The organism is Nostoc sp. NMS8 (genome assembly GCF_017115045.1).
Lineage (GTDB): Bacteria > Cyanobacteriota > Cyanobacteriia > Cyanobacteriales > Nostocaceae > Nostoc.
Genome location: NZ_JABXKK010000098.1, coordinates 268,992 through 287,964 on the forward strand (window position 1 = coordinate 268,992; position 18,973 = coordinate 287,964).

Here is an 18,973-nt window from a genome sequence, read left to right on the forward strand (position 1 = left end):
GATGATTCCCATATTTGAATCTCTTCTCCATCAGTTGGGTGGAGTTATTCGGGTTTAATTAAATCATTAACCAGAGATGATATAACTTCTCATAAAAGTCAGCTTTATAAGAAAACACAAATAAATTTATACTGGATTTTTTCCAGACTTATATGGAAAAATGGTTTTTCATCAATTGGCACGCAATTTTTGTTCCTAGCATCAGCGTCTTTGAGTTGATTATCCGTGGTTCACTAGTATACTTAGCGCTGTTCTCAGTGCTACGCCTACTTCCTAGCCGACAATTAGGAACGCTAGGAATTACTGATTTACTCGTCGTTGTGCTATTTGCGGAAGCTGCTCAAAATGCAATGGCAAGTAATTACACATCGATTACTGAAGGTGCGATTCTGGTCGGAACAGTGATTTTTTGGAGTTACTTGCTGAACTGGTTGGGTTACAAACTTCCCCAGTTCCAACGTTTTTTGAATCCGCCACCGTTGCTACTGGTAAAAAATGGTCGGATGATTGAACGTCATCTGCAACGAGAGTTAATTACAGATGATGAGTTGATGAGCAAGCTACGTCAGCAAGGTGTAGAATTTTTAGCTGATGTGAAGTTCGCGTATATAGAGGCTGACGGCAGGATTAGTATCATCATGTCGGATTCAAAAACTAGTTCTGTCCCTGAGCAAAAAGTAGCGTTAAAAAGCGATCTACATTAATTAAACTGTAAAATATGACGGTTGTATTCTGTGCCGAACTGTGATTGAGCGTTATACTTTGCCCGAAATGGCTAATCTGTGGAATGAAGCCTATAAACTAAAAACTTGGCTGCAAGTCGAAATTGCTGTTTGTGAGGCTCAAGCTGAACTTGGTTACATTCCATCTGAAGCTGTTGAGGAAATTAAAGCCAAAGCAGATTTTGACCCGAAGCGGGTGCTAGAAATTGAGGCTGTAGTCCGCCATGATGTCATTGCTTTCTTGACAAATGTCAATGAATATGTAGGCGATGCTGGACGCTATATTCACCTGGGTTTAACTAGTTCGGATGTTTTGGATACGGCTTTAGCACTGCAATTAGTTGCCAGCCTAGATATATTGTTGCAACGTCTAGAAGATTTGATTCAGGTAATTCGCCAAAAAGCACGGGAACATCGTCATACAGTGATGGCTGGCCGATCGCATGGTATTCACGCTGAACCAATTACTTTTGGTTTTAAGCTAGCTGGTTGGTTAGCAGAGGTGTTGCGACACCAAGAACGCTTGATAATACTCCGGCAAACGATCGCTGTGGGTAAAATTTCTGGTGCGGTGGGAACTTATGCCAATATTGAACCCCGTGTAGAAGCGATCGCTTGCCAAAAACTCGGACTCAAACCCGATACGGCCTCAACACAAGTTATTTCCCGCGATCGCCACGCTGACTACGTGCAACAATTAGCTTTGGTAGCGGCAACCATCGAACGCTTTGCTGTAGAAATTCGCAATCTCCAAAAAACAGACGTTCTAGAAGTTGAAGAATTTTTCGCCAAAGGTCAAAAAGGCTCTTCAGCAATGCCACACAAGCGCAACCCCATTCGTTCGGAACGATTAACGGGAATGGCACGACTCGTCAGAAGTCATGCAGGTGCAGCTTTAGAAAACGTTGCCCTCTGGCATGAGCGGGATATTTCTCATAGTTCTGTAGAACGGGTAATTTTACCAGATGCTTGCACTTTGACTCACTTCATGTTGTCAGAAATAACCGACTTGGTGAAAAACCTGTTGGTCTATCCTGAGAACATGAAACGGAATCTCAACTGTTACGGCGGCGTTGTGTTCAGCCAAAAAGTATTACTGGCTTTGATAGACAAGGGAAGCAACCGAGAAGATGCTTATGCGATCGTCCAAGAAAGCGCTCACGCCGCTTGGAACAAACCAGCAGGCAACTTTCAGGACTTGATTAGCAAAGATCCGCGTGTTACCCAAAAGTTGTCTCCAGAAGAACTAGACGTGTGTTTTGACCCCCAGCAACATCTGCGGCATTTAGAAGAAGTTTACCAACGATTAGGAATTTAGCATTAATTTACCTGTAGTAAGCGCTTAAGCGCTTGCTACTAACCTTTTAGGGAACTCCAAGAAATAAATTATCCAATATTGTGGGGTCGCCATCTTGCCCGCCATACAGACTGGGCTATCGTGTCGCCCACCCCACAGGAGTTACAGCGAATTGCAATCAAACGTGCCACAAATAAAAGCAATACTGGGCTTTGTTTTATGATTTATTTTTGTGGCGGCTTTGATCGAAAACTGCTGTAATTAGATGTTTTTTTATTTGTCAGTCCCTTACCCCAAAAATACGTAGATATTATCAAACAAGATATATAAAGATACCAACAACATTTAGTATTACATTGCTGAAGAGTGTCCCTCCAATGCTGGGATTATTGTTTACACTGGGTAATATATACAACAAATACTTATTTATTAGTATTAAGAGTGCTTTGATGATTGAAATCCTAGCCACACTTTCTGCCTCTGCGGCAGCCGGAATGAGAATAGGCATACCTTTACTGATTATTGGACTATTGCAAGGTAGTAACTTGTGGTCACAAGTTCCAATTTTATCTCACATTTCTCCACCACTATTATTAGGTTGCCTCACCAGTTGGTCATTAATTGAATTATTAGCCTCAAAAAAACTCTGGGGGCAAAGATTTTTACAACTAGTTCAGTTATTTATGTCTCCCATCGTCGGTGCAATTATGGGGTTAGGAGTAGCTACCGCAACAGCAACGCCAAACTGGTTGATTGCCATCATTGGAGGTTTGTTAGCTTTGGTACTCCAGCTAGTCCAAGTTGGTTGGTTCTATCGGTTACGTGGCTTACCATTGTGGGCAGTTTTTCTTCAAGATACCTTGTGCATTGCCCTGGTACTATTTGCCTTTGATGCTCCCTGGCAAGGAGGATTAATTGCTTTAATACTGCTTTGGTTTGCAGTTCGTAGTGCGAAGCAGTGGTATAACTGGCGCAGGGGATTAGGGACTAGGTACTAGGGACTGGGGAAGGTGGGGCCCCCTCTGGGGATAAGGGGTAATGGGGATTGGTGGTAGGGCAATAGGATCGGTTAAGGCAAGTCTTTGTGATACTAGAATTTTCATCAAAAAACCTTAAGCAAACCATATTGGGTGGTAGGGGACTAAGGATTATATATTATTCTTTCTTTGCCTCTCCTACTCCTTTCTGCTTTTCCCTTCCACTTCTCCCTCTTCATATACCCAGTCCCTAATCCCCAATCCCAAGCCCCCTTTACTGCAAAATCCCAATCATGTGCAAGAAACCGTGACCGGTAATTAGCTCAATGATTAAGGCAATAAAACCCAGCATTGCAATCCGACCATTCCATACTTCAGCGCTAGTTGTCAGTCCCCATTCCCAACGCTCTTGAGGGTACATCTTTACCATTTTTTTTATTTGGGCAGCTTGCGAAAGCTTGAAACTGGGGTTTCTCAGCGCATCAATCACTAATTGGGCTAGTGCATTAATAAATACTGGATGGGTATTGGGAGCCGGTACGCGGCGGAAGTGGTGAATTCCTGCTTCTTCGGCTACTTCTCGATACTCAATATCAATTTCTTGTAGTGTCTCGATATGCTCTGAGACAAAACTGATTGGCACTACAACCAAATCTTTTACGCCTTGTGCGCCTAGTTCTTTGAGGGCATCTTCAGTATAGGGTTGGAGCCATTCTACTGGGCCGACACGACTTTGGTAAGCTAAGGTGTGAGCATTGGGTCGATTGAGGGTCTGTATAATCAGGGCACTACATTCTTCAATTTCCTGCTGGTAAGGGTCGCCTGCTTCTTCAACGTAGCTTTTCGGAACGCCGTGAGCGCTGAAGAATATATGAACCTTATCTGGGTTAGGAAACTGCTCAAGTTCTTGGGCTATGAGTTGCGCCATTGCTTGCAGGTAGCCTGGTTCTTTGTACCAAGAAGGAATGACGGTGTAATCAATGGGTTGAAGTTTTGGATCTTCTTGCCAAATCTTTTCTAAAAGCCGGAAGCTGGAACCACTGGTACTGATAGAAAACTGGGGATATAGTGGTAATATTACTAGGTGTTCTACATTATCTTGGGCAATCTGTGCGATCGCTTCTTCTGTATAGGGATGCCAATAACGCATTCCTACGTAAATATTGGCTTCTTGTCCCAAATAACCCAACTGTTCTTTTAAAGCTTCCCCTTGCGCTTCTGTAATCCGTCGCAGTGGAGAACCACCACCGATTTGCTTATAATTTGCTTGAGATGTTCTGGTTCGGCGCGTGGCAATAAACCAGGCTAAGGGCTTTTGCAACCAGCGAAATGGTAGGCGAATAATTTCCGGATCGGAAAATAGGTTGTACAAAAACGGCCCGACATCCTCTAGCTTGTCGGGGCCACCGAGATTGAGTAATAAGACGCCTACACGACCCATAGCAGTTACTTTCCCCCAATCTTTTCAGGTTTTTTACTAATGTTAACAATATATCTTTATTAAATATAAAGCTTAATAGCAAGGAAATATGCAATGGCAACAATTTTAAGAGATTGGAGTTACCGTTATCAGTGGTTATATGATAGTATTTCGCGTTTAGCAGCTTTAAGTGTAGGTGGTGAAGCCCGTTTTCGGCAACTTGCTTTGCAAGGCTTAACAATTCACTCAGATACTCAGATTTTAGATTTGTGTTGTGGCAGTGGTCAAACAACGCAATTTTTGGCAAAAACTTCACAAAACGTAATAGGATTAGACGCTTCACCCAAGTCTTTGCAACGGGCGCGGCAAAATGTACCAGAAGCTTCTTATGTAGAAGCTTTTGCCCAAGAGATGCCATTTGCAGATAATCTATTTGATTTGGTGCATATCAGCATTGCATTACATGAGATGCAGCCTCAGCAATTACAGAAAATTATTAATGAAGTTTATCGGGTGTTGAAACCTGGAGGGGTGTTTACGCTGGTGGATTTTCACGCCCCGACAAATCCGATATTTTGGCCTGGGGTATCGATATTTTTATTGTTGTTTGAGACGGAAACAGCTTGGGAATTGTTGAAAACTGATTTAGCTGAGTTGTTAACTAAGACTGGCTTTGAAGTGGGTAAGCTAACTTTATATGCAGGTGGTAGTTTGCAAGTGATACAAGCGAAGAAGTGAAGAATATTGCTTTATTAATGGCAGGTAATACCAATTTACAGCAATTTTCAGGTAATTGAACCACAGACTAGGGTAGACTGAAGAGATAGCATGGTTTAAATAGATGCCAGTATCTTACTCAAAGGATTTGCGTGAGCGTGTGATTATGGCGTGTGTTGCAAAAGAAGGTTCTCAACGCCAGTTAGCGCAAAGATTTAAGGTCAGCCTGTCATTTGTGCGAAACCTACTGCGTCAGCATCGGGCAAATGGCGAAATCGAGGCGAAACGACGTGGAGGATAGCAAAAGCCAACAATAACAAATGAGCATCTATCGCTTATCCAGTCTTTGGTTGAGGAAAAAAATGATTTGTTACTTAGAGAATTATGCGATCGCTATGCAGAACGCACAGGGATAAGAGTGAGTATCACAACAATGCATCGAGCCGTAGAAAAATTAGGCTTACGTGTAAAAAAAAAGTCTTTATGCTAGCGAGCAAGATACCCCAAGAGTACAAGAGTTAAGGCATGATTATCGTCGTTGGTTAGATAAAATTGATGTCAGAAATTTAGTCTTTGTCGATGAAGCGGGATTGAATTTATCAATCGCTGCGCGGCTTATTTGCCAGAGCCGTTAATGGTGAACGAGCAGTTGGTAGTCTCCCAGGAAGTAAGGGTGGGAACGTTTCTTTAATTGGTGCTTTAAACCTTGATGGACTTGTTGCAGCGATGACCGTGCCAGGAAGTACAAATACTGAAGTATTTCTCACTTATGTGACTCAGGTCTTAGCACCGCAGTTGTGGAAAGGAGCAATCGTGGTCATGGATAATCTCCGGGTTCATCACGCTGAGCGTGTAAGAGTAGCAATTGAGTCCGTTGATGCAAAAGTCAAATTTTTACCTCCCTACTCTCCCGATTTATCTCCCATAGAACTGTGTTGGTCGAAACTCAAGCAATTTCTCCGTTCCTGTGAAGCACGCACATTGGAATCACTCGACCAAGCAATGGCTCTTGCTGTCAATTACATTACCGAAGATGATGCTTTCAGTTGGTTCCACCACTGTGGTCTATTTACCTGAAAACTGCTGTAATGTGAAGTTGCAGATATCTTGATCCCCCTAAATCCCCCTTAAAAAGGGGGACTTTGATAGAGGTTTTTCCGGTTCCCCCCTTAAAAAGGGGGGCTAGGGGGGATCGAATTCTATGCAGCTTCATAAAGAATTGGTATAAGATCCGCTGCGATTAAGCTAAAAAACATCTAAATTGCACGATCAAAGAAATTTGTACACCTACCCTTGCGCGCATATAAGGGAACTCAGCACAGTAAATTGTTTAGTGCTATAGTTTTTTTTTGCCAATACATCCGACTTTTCCCTAACATACAGCTACAGCAAGGAAGGCTTAGACGGTAAAGGAAGCTAGTATTACGGTAAACCGATTGATAAGCTGTAGTATTTATTTTATAGTACTGTACGTATAACAAGTAATAAAATTTTCGCTAATTAAAGGTAGAGATGATGCAAGAAGTAACTCGCCGCAAATTCATTGCAACAGCCACCCTAGCAACAGGTTTTGCCCTCGCAGTACAACCCATTTCTGCCGGAGTCATCACCACTGATGATAAGGGGTTAGTCGCTGGTGCGGTGAAAATTCCTGTCAAAGATGGCGAAATTCCTGCCTATAGAGCAGCACCGGCTACTGGTGAAAATTTCCCAATTGTTCTGGTAATCCAAGAAATATTTGGCGTACACGAGCATATTCAGGATATCACTCGTCGCTTTGCTCGGTTGGGGTATTTAGCGATCGCACCGGAATTATTTATCCGTCAAGGCGATGTCTCAAAGTTAAGCAGCATAGACGAAATTCGCCCAATTGTCGCTAAAGTACCAGATGCTCAGGTGTTATCCGATCTCGATGCCACAGTAAAGTGGGCAAAGAAGTCAGCTAAGGGTAATGGCGAGAAGTTGGGAATTACAGGCTTTTGTTGGGGTGGTCGTATTACCTGGTTATATGCAGCACACAATCCCAACGTTAAGGCAGGTGTGGCATGGTACGGGCGACTCGTAGGTGATGCGACTGAACTCCAGCCCCAGTATCCTATCGATATCGTATCGACGCTGAAAGCCCCCGTTCTCGGACTTTATGGTGGGAAGGATACGGGTATTCCTCTAGATACTGTAGAGCAGGTGCGCGATCGCTTAAAGTCTAGCAGCAGCAAATCTGAAATTATCGTCTATCCCGATGCACCCCACGCATTTTTTGCCGATTATCGCCCCTCATACCGCGAGAAGGAAGCTAAGGATGGCTGGAAACGCCTCTTGGCATGGTTTAAGCAAAATGGTGTTTAAAAAACTTTGGTTTTAGAGGATGTTTGAAAAGTCCTCTTATCAGTATCAAAAATTTTAGATCCCCCTAAATCCCCCTTAAAAAGGGGGACTTTGATTCCGGTTCCCCCCTTAAAAAGGGGGGTTAGGGGGGATCTAAAGTGCCTAAAGTCACAGCGAAACACTTTTCAAACAACCTCTTAGTTAGGGGTCAATTCTTTATCTCCCAAAAATTCATCTCACGCTCCTAAGAGTGAGGTATGGGATGAATTTTTATTTTAACTAACTCATGAGTTAAGCAGGTGAATAGATGGTAGGTAGAGTTGCTTAATTTAATAAGAATGCCCCTAAAGGGGATGATGCAACGGTATTCCCTTGAGGAGCAAAACTTGTCAATTCAGTTATCTCTATACTTTCAGTTTCCTAGAACAATAATTATCTAGGATTAATGTGGCGTCTAGTCCCCCATCCTGGATTGACAATAGCGGCTAAATCTTCTTCAGATAATTTGCTGATCTCACTATCCAGTTCTTTAGAGGTGAAATCATAGCCACGCTCTTGAGCAATTTTGATGAAGGCGTCTGGATCGGCTGTTGCTTTGAGTCTTTGCTGTAACGCTTGATCTTCTTTTACAGCTTGAAAAAGTCGGGCAGCATTTTGCTGGGTCATGACAATCAATCTCCTGTTTGAAATATCACGTTTGAATGTGATAGTTTAACTCTTGAGAATTCACTAACTTTTGTAAATAATTTATAAATGAAATTCCTTACATTTCATCTTAAAACAAAAAAGAAAGATGTGTTGATTTTGATAAAAAAGTATAACTTTCAAACTAATATTAACGCTAATTTTTTGTAAAATCAGCCCTAAGATGGTAGCAATTTTTATCTAACAATAATTAAGTCTGATTTCTTATAAATACAATTTACATTCGTGCGGGTGAGCGATGTTCATAACGACTATTGGCTAATTTCTCCCCACTCTTGAAAAATGAGTTTTCGTTTTCAGGCAGAGCAGACAGCAATGCCAAACGCAAAAATCCTATTAGAGCTTGACTTGACACCTATTAATAAAATAGGATATTAGATTGTCTGTCTAATTCCTGCTCGGATCAGGTAGACATATTACAAAGGCTGGCAAAAGCGTCTCTATAAGAGATAAAACCAGCTACCTGTACGGCAACCTCAAGGACAATTCCATGACCTACGCGATTATTGAAACTGGCGGCAAACAAATACGAGTAGAGCCAGGTCGGTTTTACGACATTGAACTGCTTGCGATTGAACCAGATGAAAAAGTTACAATAGATTCCGTATTGCTCGTGCAGCACGATGGCGAAGTCACCATTGGACAGCCACTAGTGACGGGGGCGACTGTAGAAGGGACTGTATTGCGACATTACAGAGGTCGTAAAGTCCTGGTATACAAAATGAAGCCGAAAAAGAAAACCCGCAAAAAACGGGGGCATCGTCAGGAAATTACCAGACTTTTGATAGACTCCATCACTCTTAACGGTGCAGTGTTTGCTGCCCAAGGAGAACCGGAGAAGGAAACCCCCGTTATCGATGAAACTCCTGCCGAAGAACTAGAAACCGCTGCTGAATAATAAAAGAAGTAGATACACAAGAGGAAATTATGGCTCATAAGAAAGGAACAGGTAGTACACGTAACGGTCGTGATTCTAATGCTCAACGTCTGGGTGTTAAGCGTTATGGTGGTCAAGTTGTACGTGCAGGAAATATTCTCGTGCGTCAGCGTGGTACCAAATTCCACCCTGGTAACAATGTCGGTATTGGTAGCGATGACACTCTGTTTGCCTTAATCGACGGTGTTGTAACCTTTGAGAGAAAAGGCAAAACCCGTAAAAAAGTTAGTGTTTATTTACCTGTAGCTGCTGCTGTTGAGGTGGCTCCTGCTGAAGCAGTAACAAGTTAGAGAATTAGGGTGGGTATATATTCCCACCCTAATTGCTAGTTATAGCGTTTCCCATTCAAATGGGGTACAACGTTATATCGCAAAGTGTAGGGAACATACCGCATTGGTGGGTGTCAGCTTAACGTGAAAGTAAGTCTAGAACTAGCTTTTAGATTGCCTCGTTCCCAGTCTCCGACTGGGAATGCTCGTCTCTGAGGCTCCGCCTCTCTTCCTGGCGGCAGAGCCGCTAGGAGCAGCGTTCCCAGCCTGCGGCTGGAAACGAGGTTTTAAATGACGTGCCCCTACGGATGTATCCTACGTAAACGAGAACTGCTATAGCACTGATAGAATAATCATATTTGTATAAATATTAATTAATATTCACTTAACTTTTACCCCTTACCTACTCTAAAAAATAAGTTCCTAACTCTTTTATTCTCTCTACCCAACCTTTTACCTCATCAGCCACTTTATACTTCCATTGAAGTTGAAGTAGTTCTCTAGTATGAGAATCATCAAATATAACCTTGTCTTTGTTTTCAAAGACTGGCGCCAAAAATTCTACTTGAGCAGCTTCGGCAAATAAAGTTGATACTTGGCTAACACTCAAATTTTCAGGCGCAGCAAGGTAATGTCCTCCTTTGGAGCCAAATCGCGCTACGCCAATATAGCAGTCTGCTAAATCTTCAACATGAATCCACGCGGTCATAAAATCTGGTGGAAATGGCTGAGAGCCTTGGTGTGATTTCCCTATCGCTATGTCACTTGGTTACTACTTAAGCTTTGGAAACGAGTCAATTTCCTGCATTTAGTAATTTCACCGTATATTGATTTTATAGTAAAGCCGTCCTCCAAGGACGGGGAATAACCCAAATTTCTATGAGTCTGATTCTTCCCAAACGCACATTATCCCGTCGTCGGTTATTGCAACTATCTGGACTTTCAGGGGTAGGTTTTCTTTTAGGTGGCTGTGGGACAAATTTGTTCTCAGATAATCTGCGGCAAATATCTGAGCCACTAAACCAAAGTCTTGAAGCACTCCTGCTAAGTCAAAAACTAGTACCTGAATTTTCTGTCAATGCCATAGAAGCAGACAAATTGCTAGTTAATTCCTTTAACTTCACCCCGCAAATTGATCCGGCGCGGTTTCGTCTGACGATTGATGGTGAGGTTAATAACGCGATGCAATTGAGTATGGCAGATATTCAAAAACTTCCCTTGACTTCAATGGTAATTCGCCATGTCTGTGTTGAAGGCTGGGCTGCGATCGTTCAATGGGGAGGTGTACGATTACGAGACTTAGTAGCGCTGGTACAGCCTAAGTCAAACGTCCGTTATGTCTATTTTAAATCTGCTGATGGCTATTATGAAAGCTGGGATATTGCCTCTGCTATACATCCCCAAACTCTCATGGCTTATGAAAAGAATGGACAACCATTATCAGCTGATAATGGTGCGCCTATGCGCCTAGCATCTCCGATAAAACTGGGATACAAGCAAAGCAAGTGGGTAACTCAAATTACATTCGTCAGCAATTTGTTACCTACTGAAAAAGGCTATTGGGAGGATAAGGGTTATGAGTGGTTTGCTGGGTTATGAGATAGGCAAGAAGCTAATCTAGATCGGGTTCAACGCCTAGCGATCGCAATTGTGCAATCAACCGTTCAGTCCGTTGTCTTTCTTGTTCAGCTCGTCGTCTTGGTCGGCAATACATCTTTTGGCGATCGCGGCGGGTCAGTTTGATACATCATAAAGCAGTCCTGATGATAAAACTCTCAGTTCTATTATGATTGAACGCACTTTGGATAATTGAATCCAAAATCTAAAATTTCGATGTTTCTTCAAATAACACTAAGCCATATTTCTCGCCAGTAGGCAAAAAGCCAATTCCTCGATAAACTGCTTGGGCTGCTTGGTTATTATTGCCTGTAAATAGGATGGCACGTTTTACTCCCTGCGATCGCGCATTTAACAACGAACCTGCTACTACACTTTTGGCGTACCCTTTACCCCGCAATTCTGGCGGTGTCCAAACTCCACCAATTTGCACAATATCAGGCAAGCTGGCATTAAAGGCAGAGTAAGCAACTAGAGTATCTCCTGCTACTAAAACCCAATGCGTAGCCGTAGCTTGACGGGCTTCAATTACGAGACGGCAAGCTCGATGCGAACTGGTGGTTTCTATTTGTCCTAAAGCTTCCACGTTATAAGCAACGCACCATTCAGTGAGTAATTCCAACTCCTTTGGATGTGGCAAACGACACTGCACCTTTGCCGATGCTAATGCTTGAGGTATTTGTAAATCTAGTAGTGCTAGAGAAAACAAAATCTCAGATTCATCAAGCTGAGTTGGTCGGTTGCTAAGTCCCAAAATGCTTTTTGTTGCTTCGACTTGTGGCGCTGGGCCGCTAATTCCAGAGATGACACGCCCAGATTGTGCCACAACTGCTTGCACTACCTCTGATAAATATACAGGGGCCTGGACTATTACCACCCCATTCCAAAAGTGGGCTGCAACTGCAACTATAGTTTCATCTATGTAGGCTGCTATGTAAGTTCCTTGAAATCTAGCGCCTTGGTCAAGCAGTCCCGCAGCTCGCCAATTAGAGCGCAAAAACATAGAAGTATCAGTGTGTTGCAAGAGAAATGCTTCCAACAATACTTCATCTCCAGGTTGCAGAGTTCTGAAAGTAGGCACAAAAAACTCCTGAGCAAATATACCAGGCGATTAGAGATCGCGGCTACACAAACCAATTCCGCCTACGCGGACTTAAAGAATTTTAAACCCACCTCCGTGCGTTTTGTCTGTATAGCCGTGTTCGCCCTTAGCGTGCCGGAGGCATCATTCCATTCGCCAGGGCTATGTGTGTTTTTATCCTGTTTCAACAGGCGTTGAACTCTCATAAATTGGCACAGGTATTGGTAGCGGTAGATTATCTTTATCATAGAGGACTTTTAGATGTCTGCTAAACTGTTCCTCAACAAAATAGCTGCTAGAAAATTCACTTGCAAAAGAAACCTGATGAAAGTGATAATCTATATTCAACAAATTGTAGACAAGTCTTAAAAAATAATCATCTATCCAAAAATCTACATCAAATAGTGAAATACCGTATTTTCCTTCTAACCTACGATTTAAAGTTTTCAGTAACCAAGACCATTGAGGTTTAAGGGTCGGATCGATGCGGTTGCCAAACACAGGATTAAAAAACTGATTTACTTGAGTTGTCCTAACATCACTCACTTTAGTTAATAAATCTGCCGCATTGATGGGAGATGAATTGAACCAATAGTTAGCAACTACTAAATCATGTAAATAAGCAACTACAATTTTCGGATTTTCTTTAATGAACTGCGAACGACAAACAATTCCTCTGATTGATGGAATTCTTAAACTAATTGTTTGAGATAAAGGTAGTTTTCTGACAAAAGCATAAGCTTCTAAAATTGAGGCAAAGGTGTGACAACACACGTAAGCATCTATAGTTTTATTTGCCAAACTCTTGCTTGCTTTACGAGGATCTTCATTCACTAATCTGCAATCTTTACTGACATCCATATCATAGAGATCAAAAAGAGTGATGATGAACCTATGAGCATTTGAACCAAATAAAGTGGAAATTCGTTTACCCTTTAGATCCTGGACGGTGTTTATCGAAGAATCTTTATGCAGAACAATATTTACATCTTGACCCAAAATATTATAAGAAGCAATCCCAATTAATTTAGAACCAAAACTTAAATCATCAAAGAATTGGCTACCATTATTCAAAAGAGAAATATCATCTAAAATACAAATATCTAGTTCTCCCCGTTTCATCTGACGGTTCATTTGTTCACCAGAGGCAAACGGCAGAATTTGTAACTCAAAATCTCGATTAATTTCAACATTTTTGAAAATAGCCTGTTCCAGTGATGATGCTCTCTGTAAATCAGAAATATACTTAGTTCCATACCCAGCAATAAACTGTCCTATAGAATCCCTCTGAATACCTATCCTCAGGATATTTTCCTCTTTGGGAGAACCACTACCTAAAAATAGATTTACATTGGGTAAACTTTCTAAGTTATCCCCATCAAGTCTAAAACTTCTCACCAAACTCTCTGCGGATATTAACAATTCACTAAAGCGAGGAACATGAAGATAAATTCCATATTCGTTAATATCTTGAATCGGAAAAATTAAGGCTTCGTATTCAGATATTATATCAGCTTGACAAAAGTCAGGTAAAATCGTTAGTTTTTGATTTTTTGAAGCATAGTTGAGTACATCTTGATAACTATGCAGCACTTGTACGCCACTTAATTTATTTATCAAAAATCCATTTTTAGATAGTTCCTGATGAACCTCGTCTAAAAGCACAACATCAGCCAGATCGATATCATTTATTTTAACTAAGTTACGCTCATTGAGATATTTACTTGCTCCAAAGGATACCAACAGCATTTTATGAGTTGTTAATCTAGTGCAGTGGTGTTCTTCTTTATATCCAGCGCAACTGTTGAGCAAGAGATCCATTTCTATAAGTTGATAATTTGAAAAAAAGCTGCTATCTTTAACTGCAATCTCTTTAATATTTCTACCCGGAAAACAAAGTTGAAATCGCTGCAAATATTGTTGGAGCCAGACTTCTAAAATTAAATTAGTAGCTCCCAACGTCAAATCTTCGCCCTCTGCGCTAAATGTTGCCTGAAATTCTTCTTGCAGATTTTCTACAGTTTCTACTACATTAAGTGTCTGAGAAATCAATTTCTTGCCTTTATTAGTCAGGCATATAGAGCCAGGAGAGCGATTTAGGAGAATTACTCCGAAATAATCCTCTATTTGTTTGACTTTTTTACTAATTAATGCTTGACTATATCCTAGCTTTTGTGCGGCTTTTGAGAAGCTACCACAGTCATCGACTGCTTTTAAGATTTTCAGGTGATTTAAGGTAATGTCTTCGAGTTTAATCTTATTCATGCTAGGTAAGGCAAGATTTTTAACTACAATGTAATTAAGCTACTCTGCTCTGTATATTCGGAAATAACTAGTTTGTGAAAGCGAATAGTATCTTCCAACATAGATTCAAATTTGAGTACTATTAAGTCAACGCCAACGGCTTCGTATTCTTTCAGACGTTGAATAATAGTATAGCGATCGCCAACCAGTTGAGCAGATAAACCAAGATTGGCTTCAATGGTTTGACTGATATCTAGTTTGTTGTGGGCAACTACGTTAGGATCGATTTGCTCTTGAAAGTACTTAATCTGCTCTTGATCCGCAGAACGATAAATCGCTTCTAATCTGGCTTCAGCTTGGGCAGTATGTTCACGAACGATCGCAAAGGCACTCATTGCTACTTTAATCTGACGACCGTAGCGATCGCTAGCCAATGTTTTCACTTTCTGCACCAATGCTGCCGTTTTCTCTGGTTCATCAGCGTTGATAAATAGATAATCTCCCAGACGAGCCGCAAGGTTAATTGCCCTGTCTGATTCCCCAGCAATGAAAATCGGTGGTGTTGGTGTCGGCCGATCTGTGAGAATACCACCTTTAATAGTGTAGTATTTGCCAACATAATTAAAGTCTTCAACTGTCCACAGCCCCTTGATTACCTCAATATACTCTTCTAATCGGGCGTAGCGATCGCTGTGAGGTAGCCAGATATCTCCATAGCTTTCTACTTCTAATTTCCACCAGCCTGCAATCCCACTGAGAGCAAATCTGCCGTTACTAAGTTGATTTTGAATGTTTGCACTCAAATTGGCCACCACCGCAGGCAATTTAAAACCAGGTTGTACAGCCGCAACAATCTTGATCTTCTTGGTGTTCAAACTTACTAAAGCTGCTGTAATCCAAGCATCAGCGACATTATAGTTAGGCCCATGAACTGCATTTAAGTAATGTTCAGGAATGTAATAGAAGTCATAACCTAACTCATCTGCTTGAACTGCCAGTTTGACCAAATCTTGTGTAGATAAATTAGCCTCATGGTTGACAACCCGCAACCATCCACCACAGACAGGCGACCAAATTCCAAACTGAAGTGCCATAAATCTTTTTCCTGTGCCTTTTTTTACGAGACATTCAATAAACTACTATATCTATATCTCTTTGCCGTTGTTTAGTAGCTCAGACTACCACATTTATTTCTGCTGTGTACAGTTGCAGATGATACATGAAAAGCAGTTTCTTATTACGATATGGAATAGTATAGATATTTTGTTGAGTCCTGATTCCTGAGTGCCTTCGCTGAATCAGGATAACAGCCAGCAAAATAAAAAATAATAAAATACTCGGCAAAATTAGGCTGTATTCCAAAATGGAATATGGAAATGGAATTTAAGTATATCGAATCACGACATCAGAAAAATTGTTGTGATAGAGTCTGATTCATCCAAAACTACGGTAGGACTATCGGGTTATGGTATATTATTGCCATTAGAGATTTGTCTACTTGTAAACTCAGAGTAGTTTCCAACCGCTCTCAAGCTTTCGATTTTGACTAAGATTTTGCCTTATCAAGTTTTAGCTGATTTGTTAGTGATGACAAATTCGGCTTTGTTGCATCACTTGCAATACAGTTCGGTTAAGATCCCCCCGCCTACGGCGACCCCCTTAAAAAGGGGGTAAATAGGAGGAAAAGCCCCCCTTTTTTAAGGGAGGTTGGGGGGATCTCCGAGAGCCAAATATACTAACCGAACCCTATTGGCATCACTTGCAAACTTAGATAAATAACCAAACAATTTCAATTACAAACGCACAATTATGGTAGATATTAAATTCGCATACTGGATTCCCAACGTTAGCGGTGGGTTAGTTGTTAGTAAAATTCCCCAACGCACAGATTGGACTTATGAATATAATGCTCAACTAGCTCAGACTGCTGAAGAAGTTGGATTTGAATATGGTCTAGCACAAGCCAGATTTATCGCCAGCTACGGCGCTGAGTACCAGCTAGAGGCATTTACAACAGTGTCGGCTCTAGCTCCTGTCACCAAAAAATTGAAGTTGATTGCAGCAGTTCACCCTGGATTGTGGCATCCGGGAGTAGTTGCCAAAATCGGTGCCAGTATTGATTTTCTCTCTAACGGTCGGTTTGCTCTGAATGTAGTTAGCGGCTGGTTCAAAGACGAATTCACTATATATGGTGAACATTGGTTAGATCATGACGAACGTTATCGTCGTTCAGAAGAATTTATCCGGGTTCTCAAAGGTTTGTGGACTGAGGATGAATTTCACTTCAAGGGCGACTTTTACCGCATTAACGGCGGTTGGGTGAAGCCTAGACCAGTTAATCAGAATCCCCACCCGGAAATATTCCAAGGTGGTAACTCCAAAGCCGCGCGGCGGATGGCTGGCCGCGTCTCTGATTGGTATTTTATGAATGGCAACACCATAGAAGGTGTGAAAGAGCAGATTGCAGAAGTATCTGAATTAGCGAGTCAAGAAGGACGCACAATTAAGTTTGGTCTGAATTCCTTTATCATCGTGCGAGATACGGAAGCGGAAGCCCATGAAGTGTTGCGCGATATTATTGCCCAAGCTGATGTAGAAGCCGTGAAAGGATTTGGCGAAGCGGTGAAACAGGCGGGATCTTCGACTCGTGAACGTGAGGGAATGTGGGCAAATTCCAATTTTGAAGACTTGGTGCAGTATAACGATGGCTTCCGTTCCGGCTTGATTGGTACAGCTGAACAAGTAGCTGAAAAGATTCGCCAGTTCCATGAAGTGGGAGTTGATTTAATTCTTGGTGGCTTCTTACACTACACAGATGATTTGCCAGCATTTGGTAAGACAGTAATCCCACTTGTGCGCGAACTTAAATCTAATCGTCGGAAATCTGATGAGTTAGTTGGGGTGTAAATCGCCATTGAGCCAAACTGTTGAGATCGCGGCAAAACGTGACGCAGACATCAAAAGCTGATTGCATAAACTTCCTAAATTTGGGATAACTCTGCGTACCTTTGCGTTTTCCTTAGCGTTCCTCTGCGTTTTAAAGATGATCAATCACAATCAAGGAGTTTTATCATGACATCAGTAATTAATACCGAACAAAAAGCCCATATTATTCGGGATGACAAAGAAGCGATCGCGATCGCTCACGAATTAGCTGCGGAGTTTGCCAAGGGAGACTCAGAACGCGATCAAACTCGGCGTTTACCTGCTGAGGAAGTAGAAAAGTTCTCCCAGAGTGGATTATGGGGAATTACAGTCTCGAAAGAATACGGCGGTGCTTTTGTCTCAAGTGCCACCCTGGCAGAAGTAGTTAAAATCATTTCCGAAGCCGACTCCAGCCTCGGTCAAATTCCCCAAAACCACCTCTACATGGTCGAAGCAGTCCGATTGGATGGTACAGATGAGCAGAAAAAGTTCTTCTTTGATTTGGTTCTACAAGGTAAGCGCTTTGGTAATGCCTTCTCGGAAGTAGGTACTAAATCTGTCACCGATGTGCAGACAAAGTTAACACCACATGGTTCTGACTTCGTACTCAACGGACGCAAATACTACTCTGCTGGGGCATTACTAGCACATTGGGTTCCCGTCATTGCCAGTAATCCAGATGGTAAGACAGTAGTGGCATTTGTCGAAAGAGATGCCGAAGGATTAACCCTACTTGATGATTGGACGAGCTTCGGACAGCGTACCACTGCTAGCGGTACTACCATTATTGAAAATGTGAAAGTCAAGGCAGAACATGTGATTCCGCACTACTTGGCTTTTGAAAGGGCTACTCCAATGGGTGCGATCGCGCAAATCATCCAAGCTGCTGTAGACGTGGGAATTGCTAAAGCCGCAGTCCGTGACACCATCCACTTTGTTCGCAACTATACCCGCCCTTGGGTTGACAGCAATTTAGAAAAAGGTTACGAAGATCCGCTGACACTGTACAACTTAGGCAATGTTCAAATTCAGGTTCACGCTTCTGAAGCATTGCTGCGTCGTGCAGGCGAATTTCTTGACGTTGCCAACGAGTCAGGTTTAGAAGAACTCAAGGTAGTTGAAGCATCGATCGCAGTTGCCGAAGCCAAAGCCTTAGCCACCGAAGCATCACTATTAGCTACTAACAAGTTGTTTGAACTAGCAGGTACTAAGTCCACATTGGAGGAATTCAACTACAATCGCCACTGGCGAAATGCCCGCGCTCACACACTCCACGATCCCGTGCGCTGGAAATACTACGCTGTTGGTAACTACTTCCTCAATGGTGTCTATCCCCCGCGCCATCCTTGGTTGTAATTGCGGCATTCTCTACTGGGGTGACTCAATTTTGAATTTTAGATTTTAGATTTTGGGTCTCGTAAAGAAGCGGAATGAAGCAATCGTAAGGGCTGGGATTGCTTCTCTCCGAGACGCTCCGCGAACGCTTCGCTCGCAATGACTGTAAATATTTTTGTCTGACTACTTATCTGAACTGTATTGGTATATCGATTCTTTTACCAATGGTCTGCGATCGCCTCTTTAAAACTAGCTAGGCAAAATTAGCGAATGGGAGTACCTTTACTGCATACTACGATAATTCGATCAACATATAGTATGATATTTGCATTTATTTCTACTAGAAACAAAAAACTCTTATTCCTCCGTGTCCTCTGTGGTGCGATTTTCTATGACCTCTGC

Annotated in this window: 18 protein-coding genes; 12 read left to right on the top strand and 6 right to left on the bottom strand. The window is 42.0% G+C overall.

Going from position 1 to position 18,973, the window contains the following annotated elements:
• The first annotated feature begins 152 nt into the window (after positions 1–152).
• The 3 genes from HWQ39_RS24360 (at position 153) to HWQ39_RS24370 (ending at position 3,017) form a co-directional block, all read left to right on the top strand.
• Positions 153–704 carry a DUF421 domain-containing protein gene (locus HWQ39_RS24360; protein WP_292850684.1) on the top strand — a complete coding sequence of 184 codons (552 nt, stop codon included), beginning with the start codon at positions 153–155 and terminating at the stop codon, positions 702–704.
• 40 nt (positions 705–744) lie between these two features.
• Positions 745–2,040, top strand: a complete 1,296-nt coding sequence (gene purB / locus HWQ39_RS24365) for an adenylosuccinate lyase (RefSeq protein WP_292850686.1) — start codon at positions 745–747, stop codon at positions 2,038–2,040.
• Between the two features lie 428 nt (positions 2,041–2,468).
• Positions 2,469–3,017, top strand: a complete 549-nt coding sequence (locus HWQ39_RS24370) for a DUF4126 domain-containing protein (protein ID WP_292850689.1) — start codon at positions 2,469–2,471, stop codon at positions 3,015–3,017.
• A gap of 253 nt (positions 3,018–3,270) precedes the next feature.
• On the opposite strand, the gene hemH is transcribed toward HWQ39_RS24370, so the two are convergent.
• Positions 3,271–4,437 (bottom strand): ferrochelatase, encoded by a 1,167-nt coding sequence (gene hemH, locus HWQ39_RS24375; protein WP_292850692.1) that lies wholly within the window; start codon positions 4,435–4,437, stop codon positions 3,271–3,273.
• A gap of 93 nt (positions 4,438–4,530) precedes the next feature.
• On the opposite strand from hemH, the gene HWQ39_RS24380 reads away from it, so the two are divergent.
• The 4 genes from HWQ39_RS24380 to HWQ39_RS24395 all read left to right on the top strand — a co-directional run bounded on the left by HWQ39_RS24380 (position 4,531) and on the right by HWQ39_RS24395 (position 7,479).
• Positions 4,531–5,154, top strand: a complete 624-nt coding sequence (locus HWQ39_RS24380; protein ID WP_292850695.1) for a class I SAM-dependent methyltransferase — start codon at positions 4,531–4,533, stop codon at positions 5,152–5,154.
• 103 nt (positions 5,155–5,257) lie between these two features.
• Positions 5,258–5,434 carry a hypothetical protein gene (locus tag HWQ39_RS24385; RefSeq protein WP_292850698.1) on the top strand — a complete coding sequence of 59 codons (177 nt, stop codon included), beginning with the start codon at positions 5,258–5,260 and terminating at the stop codon, positions 5,432–5,434.
• 305 nt (positions 5,435–5,739) lie between these two features.
• Positions 5,740–6,210, top strand: a complete 471-nt coding sequence (locus HWQ39_RS24390; RefSeq protein WP_292850808.1) for a transposase — start codon at positions 5,740–5,742, stop codon at positions 6,208–6,210.
• 438 nt (positions 6,211–6,648) lie between these two features.
• Positions 6,649–7,479, top strand: coding sequence for a dienelactone hydrolase family protein (locus HWQ39_RS24395; RefSeq protein WP_292850811.1), 831 nt, complete (start codon positions 6,649–6,651; stop codon positions 7,477–7,479).
• Positions 7,480–7,890: 411 nt separating this feature from the next.
• Here HWQ39_RS24395 and HWQ39_RS24400 read toward each other — a convergent pair whose 3' ends face one another.
• Positions 7,891–8,124: a Nif11-like leader peptide family natural product precursor gene (locus HWQ39_RS24400; protein WP_292850701.1), complete on the bottom strand. Its 234-nt coding sequence runs from the start codon at positions 8,122–8,124 to the stop codon at positions 7,891–7,893.
• A 529-nt stretch (positions 8,125–8,653) separates the two neighbouring features.
• On the opposite strand from HWQ39_RS24400, the gene rplU reads away from it, so the two are divergent.
• Together rplU and rpmA are read left to right on the top strand one after the other, a co-directional pair.
• Entirely contained in the window at positions 8,654–9,061 is a 408-nt protein-coding gene (gene rplU, locus HWQ39_RS24405; RefSeq protein ID WP_292850704.1) for a 50S ribosomal protein L21, read from the top strand.
• 29 nt (positions 9,062–9,090) lie between these two features.
• Positions 9,091–9,390 carry a 50S ribosomal protein L27 gene (rpmA, locus tag HWQ39_RS24410; RefSeq protein ID WP_292850707.1) on the top strand — a complete coding sequence of 100 codons (300 nt, stop codon included), beginning with the start codon at positions 9,091–9,093 and terminating at the stop codon, positions 9,388–9,390.
• A gap of 382 nt (positions 9,391–9,772) precedes the next feature.
• Here rpmA and HWQ39_RS24415 read toward each other — a convergent pair whose 3' ends face one another.
• Positions 9,773–10,078, bottom strand: a complete 306-nt coding sequence (locus HWQ39_RS24415; protein WP_292850709.1) for a hypothetical protein — start codon at positions 10,076–10,078, stop codon at positions 9,773–9,775.
• Positions 10,079–10,248: 170 nt separating this feature from the next.
• Between HWQ39_RS24415 and HWQ39_RS24420 the strand changes: the two genes are divergently transcribed.
• On the top strand, positions 10,249–10,968 hold the full coding sequence (locus HWQ39_RS24420) for a molybdopterin-dependent oxidoreductase (RefSeq protein WP_292850712.1): 720 nt from the start codon (positions 10,249–10,251) through the stop codon (positions 10,966–10,968).
• Positions 10,969–11,191: 223 nt separating this feature from the next.
• On the opposite strand, the gene HWQ39_RS24425 is transcribed toward HWQ39_RS24420, so the two are convergent.
• The 3 genes from HWQ39_RS24425 to HWQ39_RS24435 all read right to left on the bottom strand — a co-directional run bounded on the left by HWQ39_RS24425 (position 11,192) and on the right by HWQ39_RS24435 (position 15,405).
• Positions 11,192–12,067, bottom strand: a complete 876-nt coding sequence (locus tag HWQ39_RS24425; RefSeq protein ID WP_292850715.1) for a GNAT family N-acetyltransferase — start codon at positions 12,065–12,067, stop codon at positions 11,192–11,194.
• Positions 12,068–12,241: 174 nt separating this feature from the next.
• Complete coding sequence (locus tag HWQ39_RS24430; protein ID WP_292850718.1) at positions 12,242–14,332, bottom strand: LysR family transcriptional regulator; 2,091 nt, start codon at positions 14,330–14,332, stop codon at positions 12,242–12,244.
• A gap of 23 nt (positions 14,333–14,355) precedes the next feature.
• Positions 14,356–15,405, bottom strand: a complete 1,050-nt coding sequence (locus tag HWQ39_RS24435) for an LLM class flavin-dependent oxidoreductase (protein ID WP_292850721.1) — start codon at positions 15,403–15,405, stop codon at positions 14,356–14,358.
• A 715-nt stretch (positions 15,406–16,120) separates the two neighbouring features.
• Between HWQ39_RS24435 and sfnG the strand changes: the two genes are divergently transcribed.
• A complete protein-coding gene (gene sfnG / locus HWQ39_RS24440) occupies positions 16,121–17,218 on the top strand; it encodes a dimethylsulfone monooxygenase SfnG (protein ID WP_292850724.1) in 1,098 nt (365 codons plus the stop codon).
• A gap of 165 nt (positions 17,219–17,383) precedes the next feature.
• Positions 17,384–18,592 carry an SfnB family sulfur acquisition oxidoreductase gene (locus HWQ39_RS24445; RefSeq protein ID WP_292850727.1) on the top strand — a complete coding sequence of 403 codons (1,209 nt, stop codon included), beginning with the start codon at positions 17,384–17,386 and terminating at the stop codon, positions 18,590–18,592.
• The last annotated feature ends 381 nt before the right edge of the window (positions 18,593–18,973 follow it).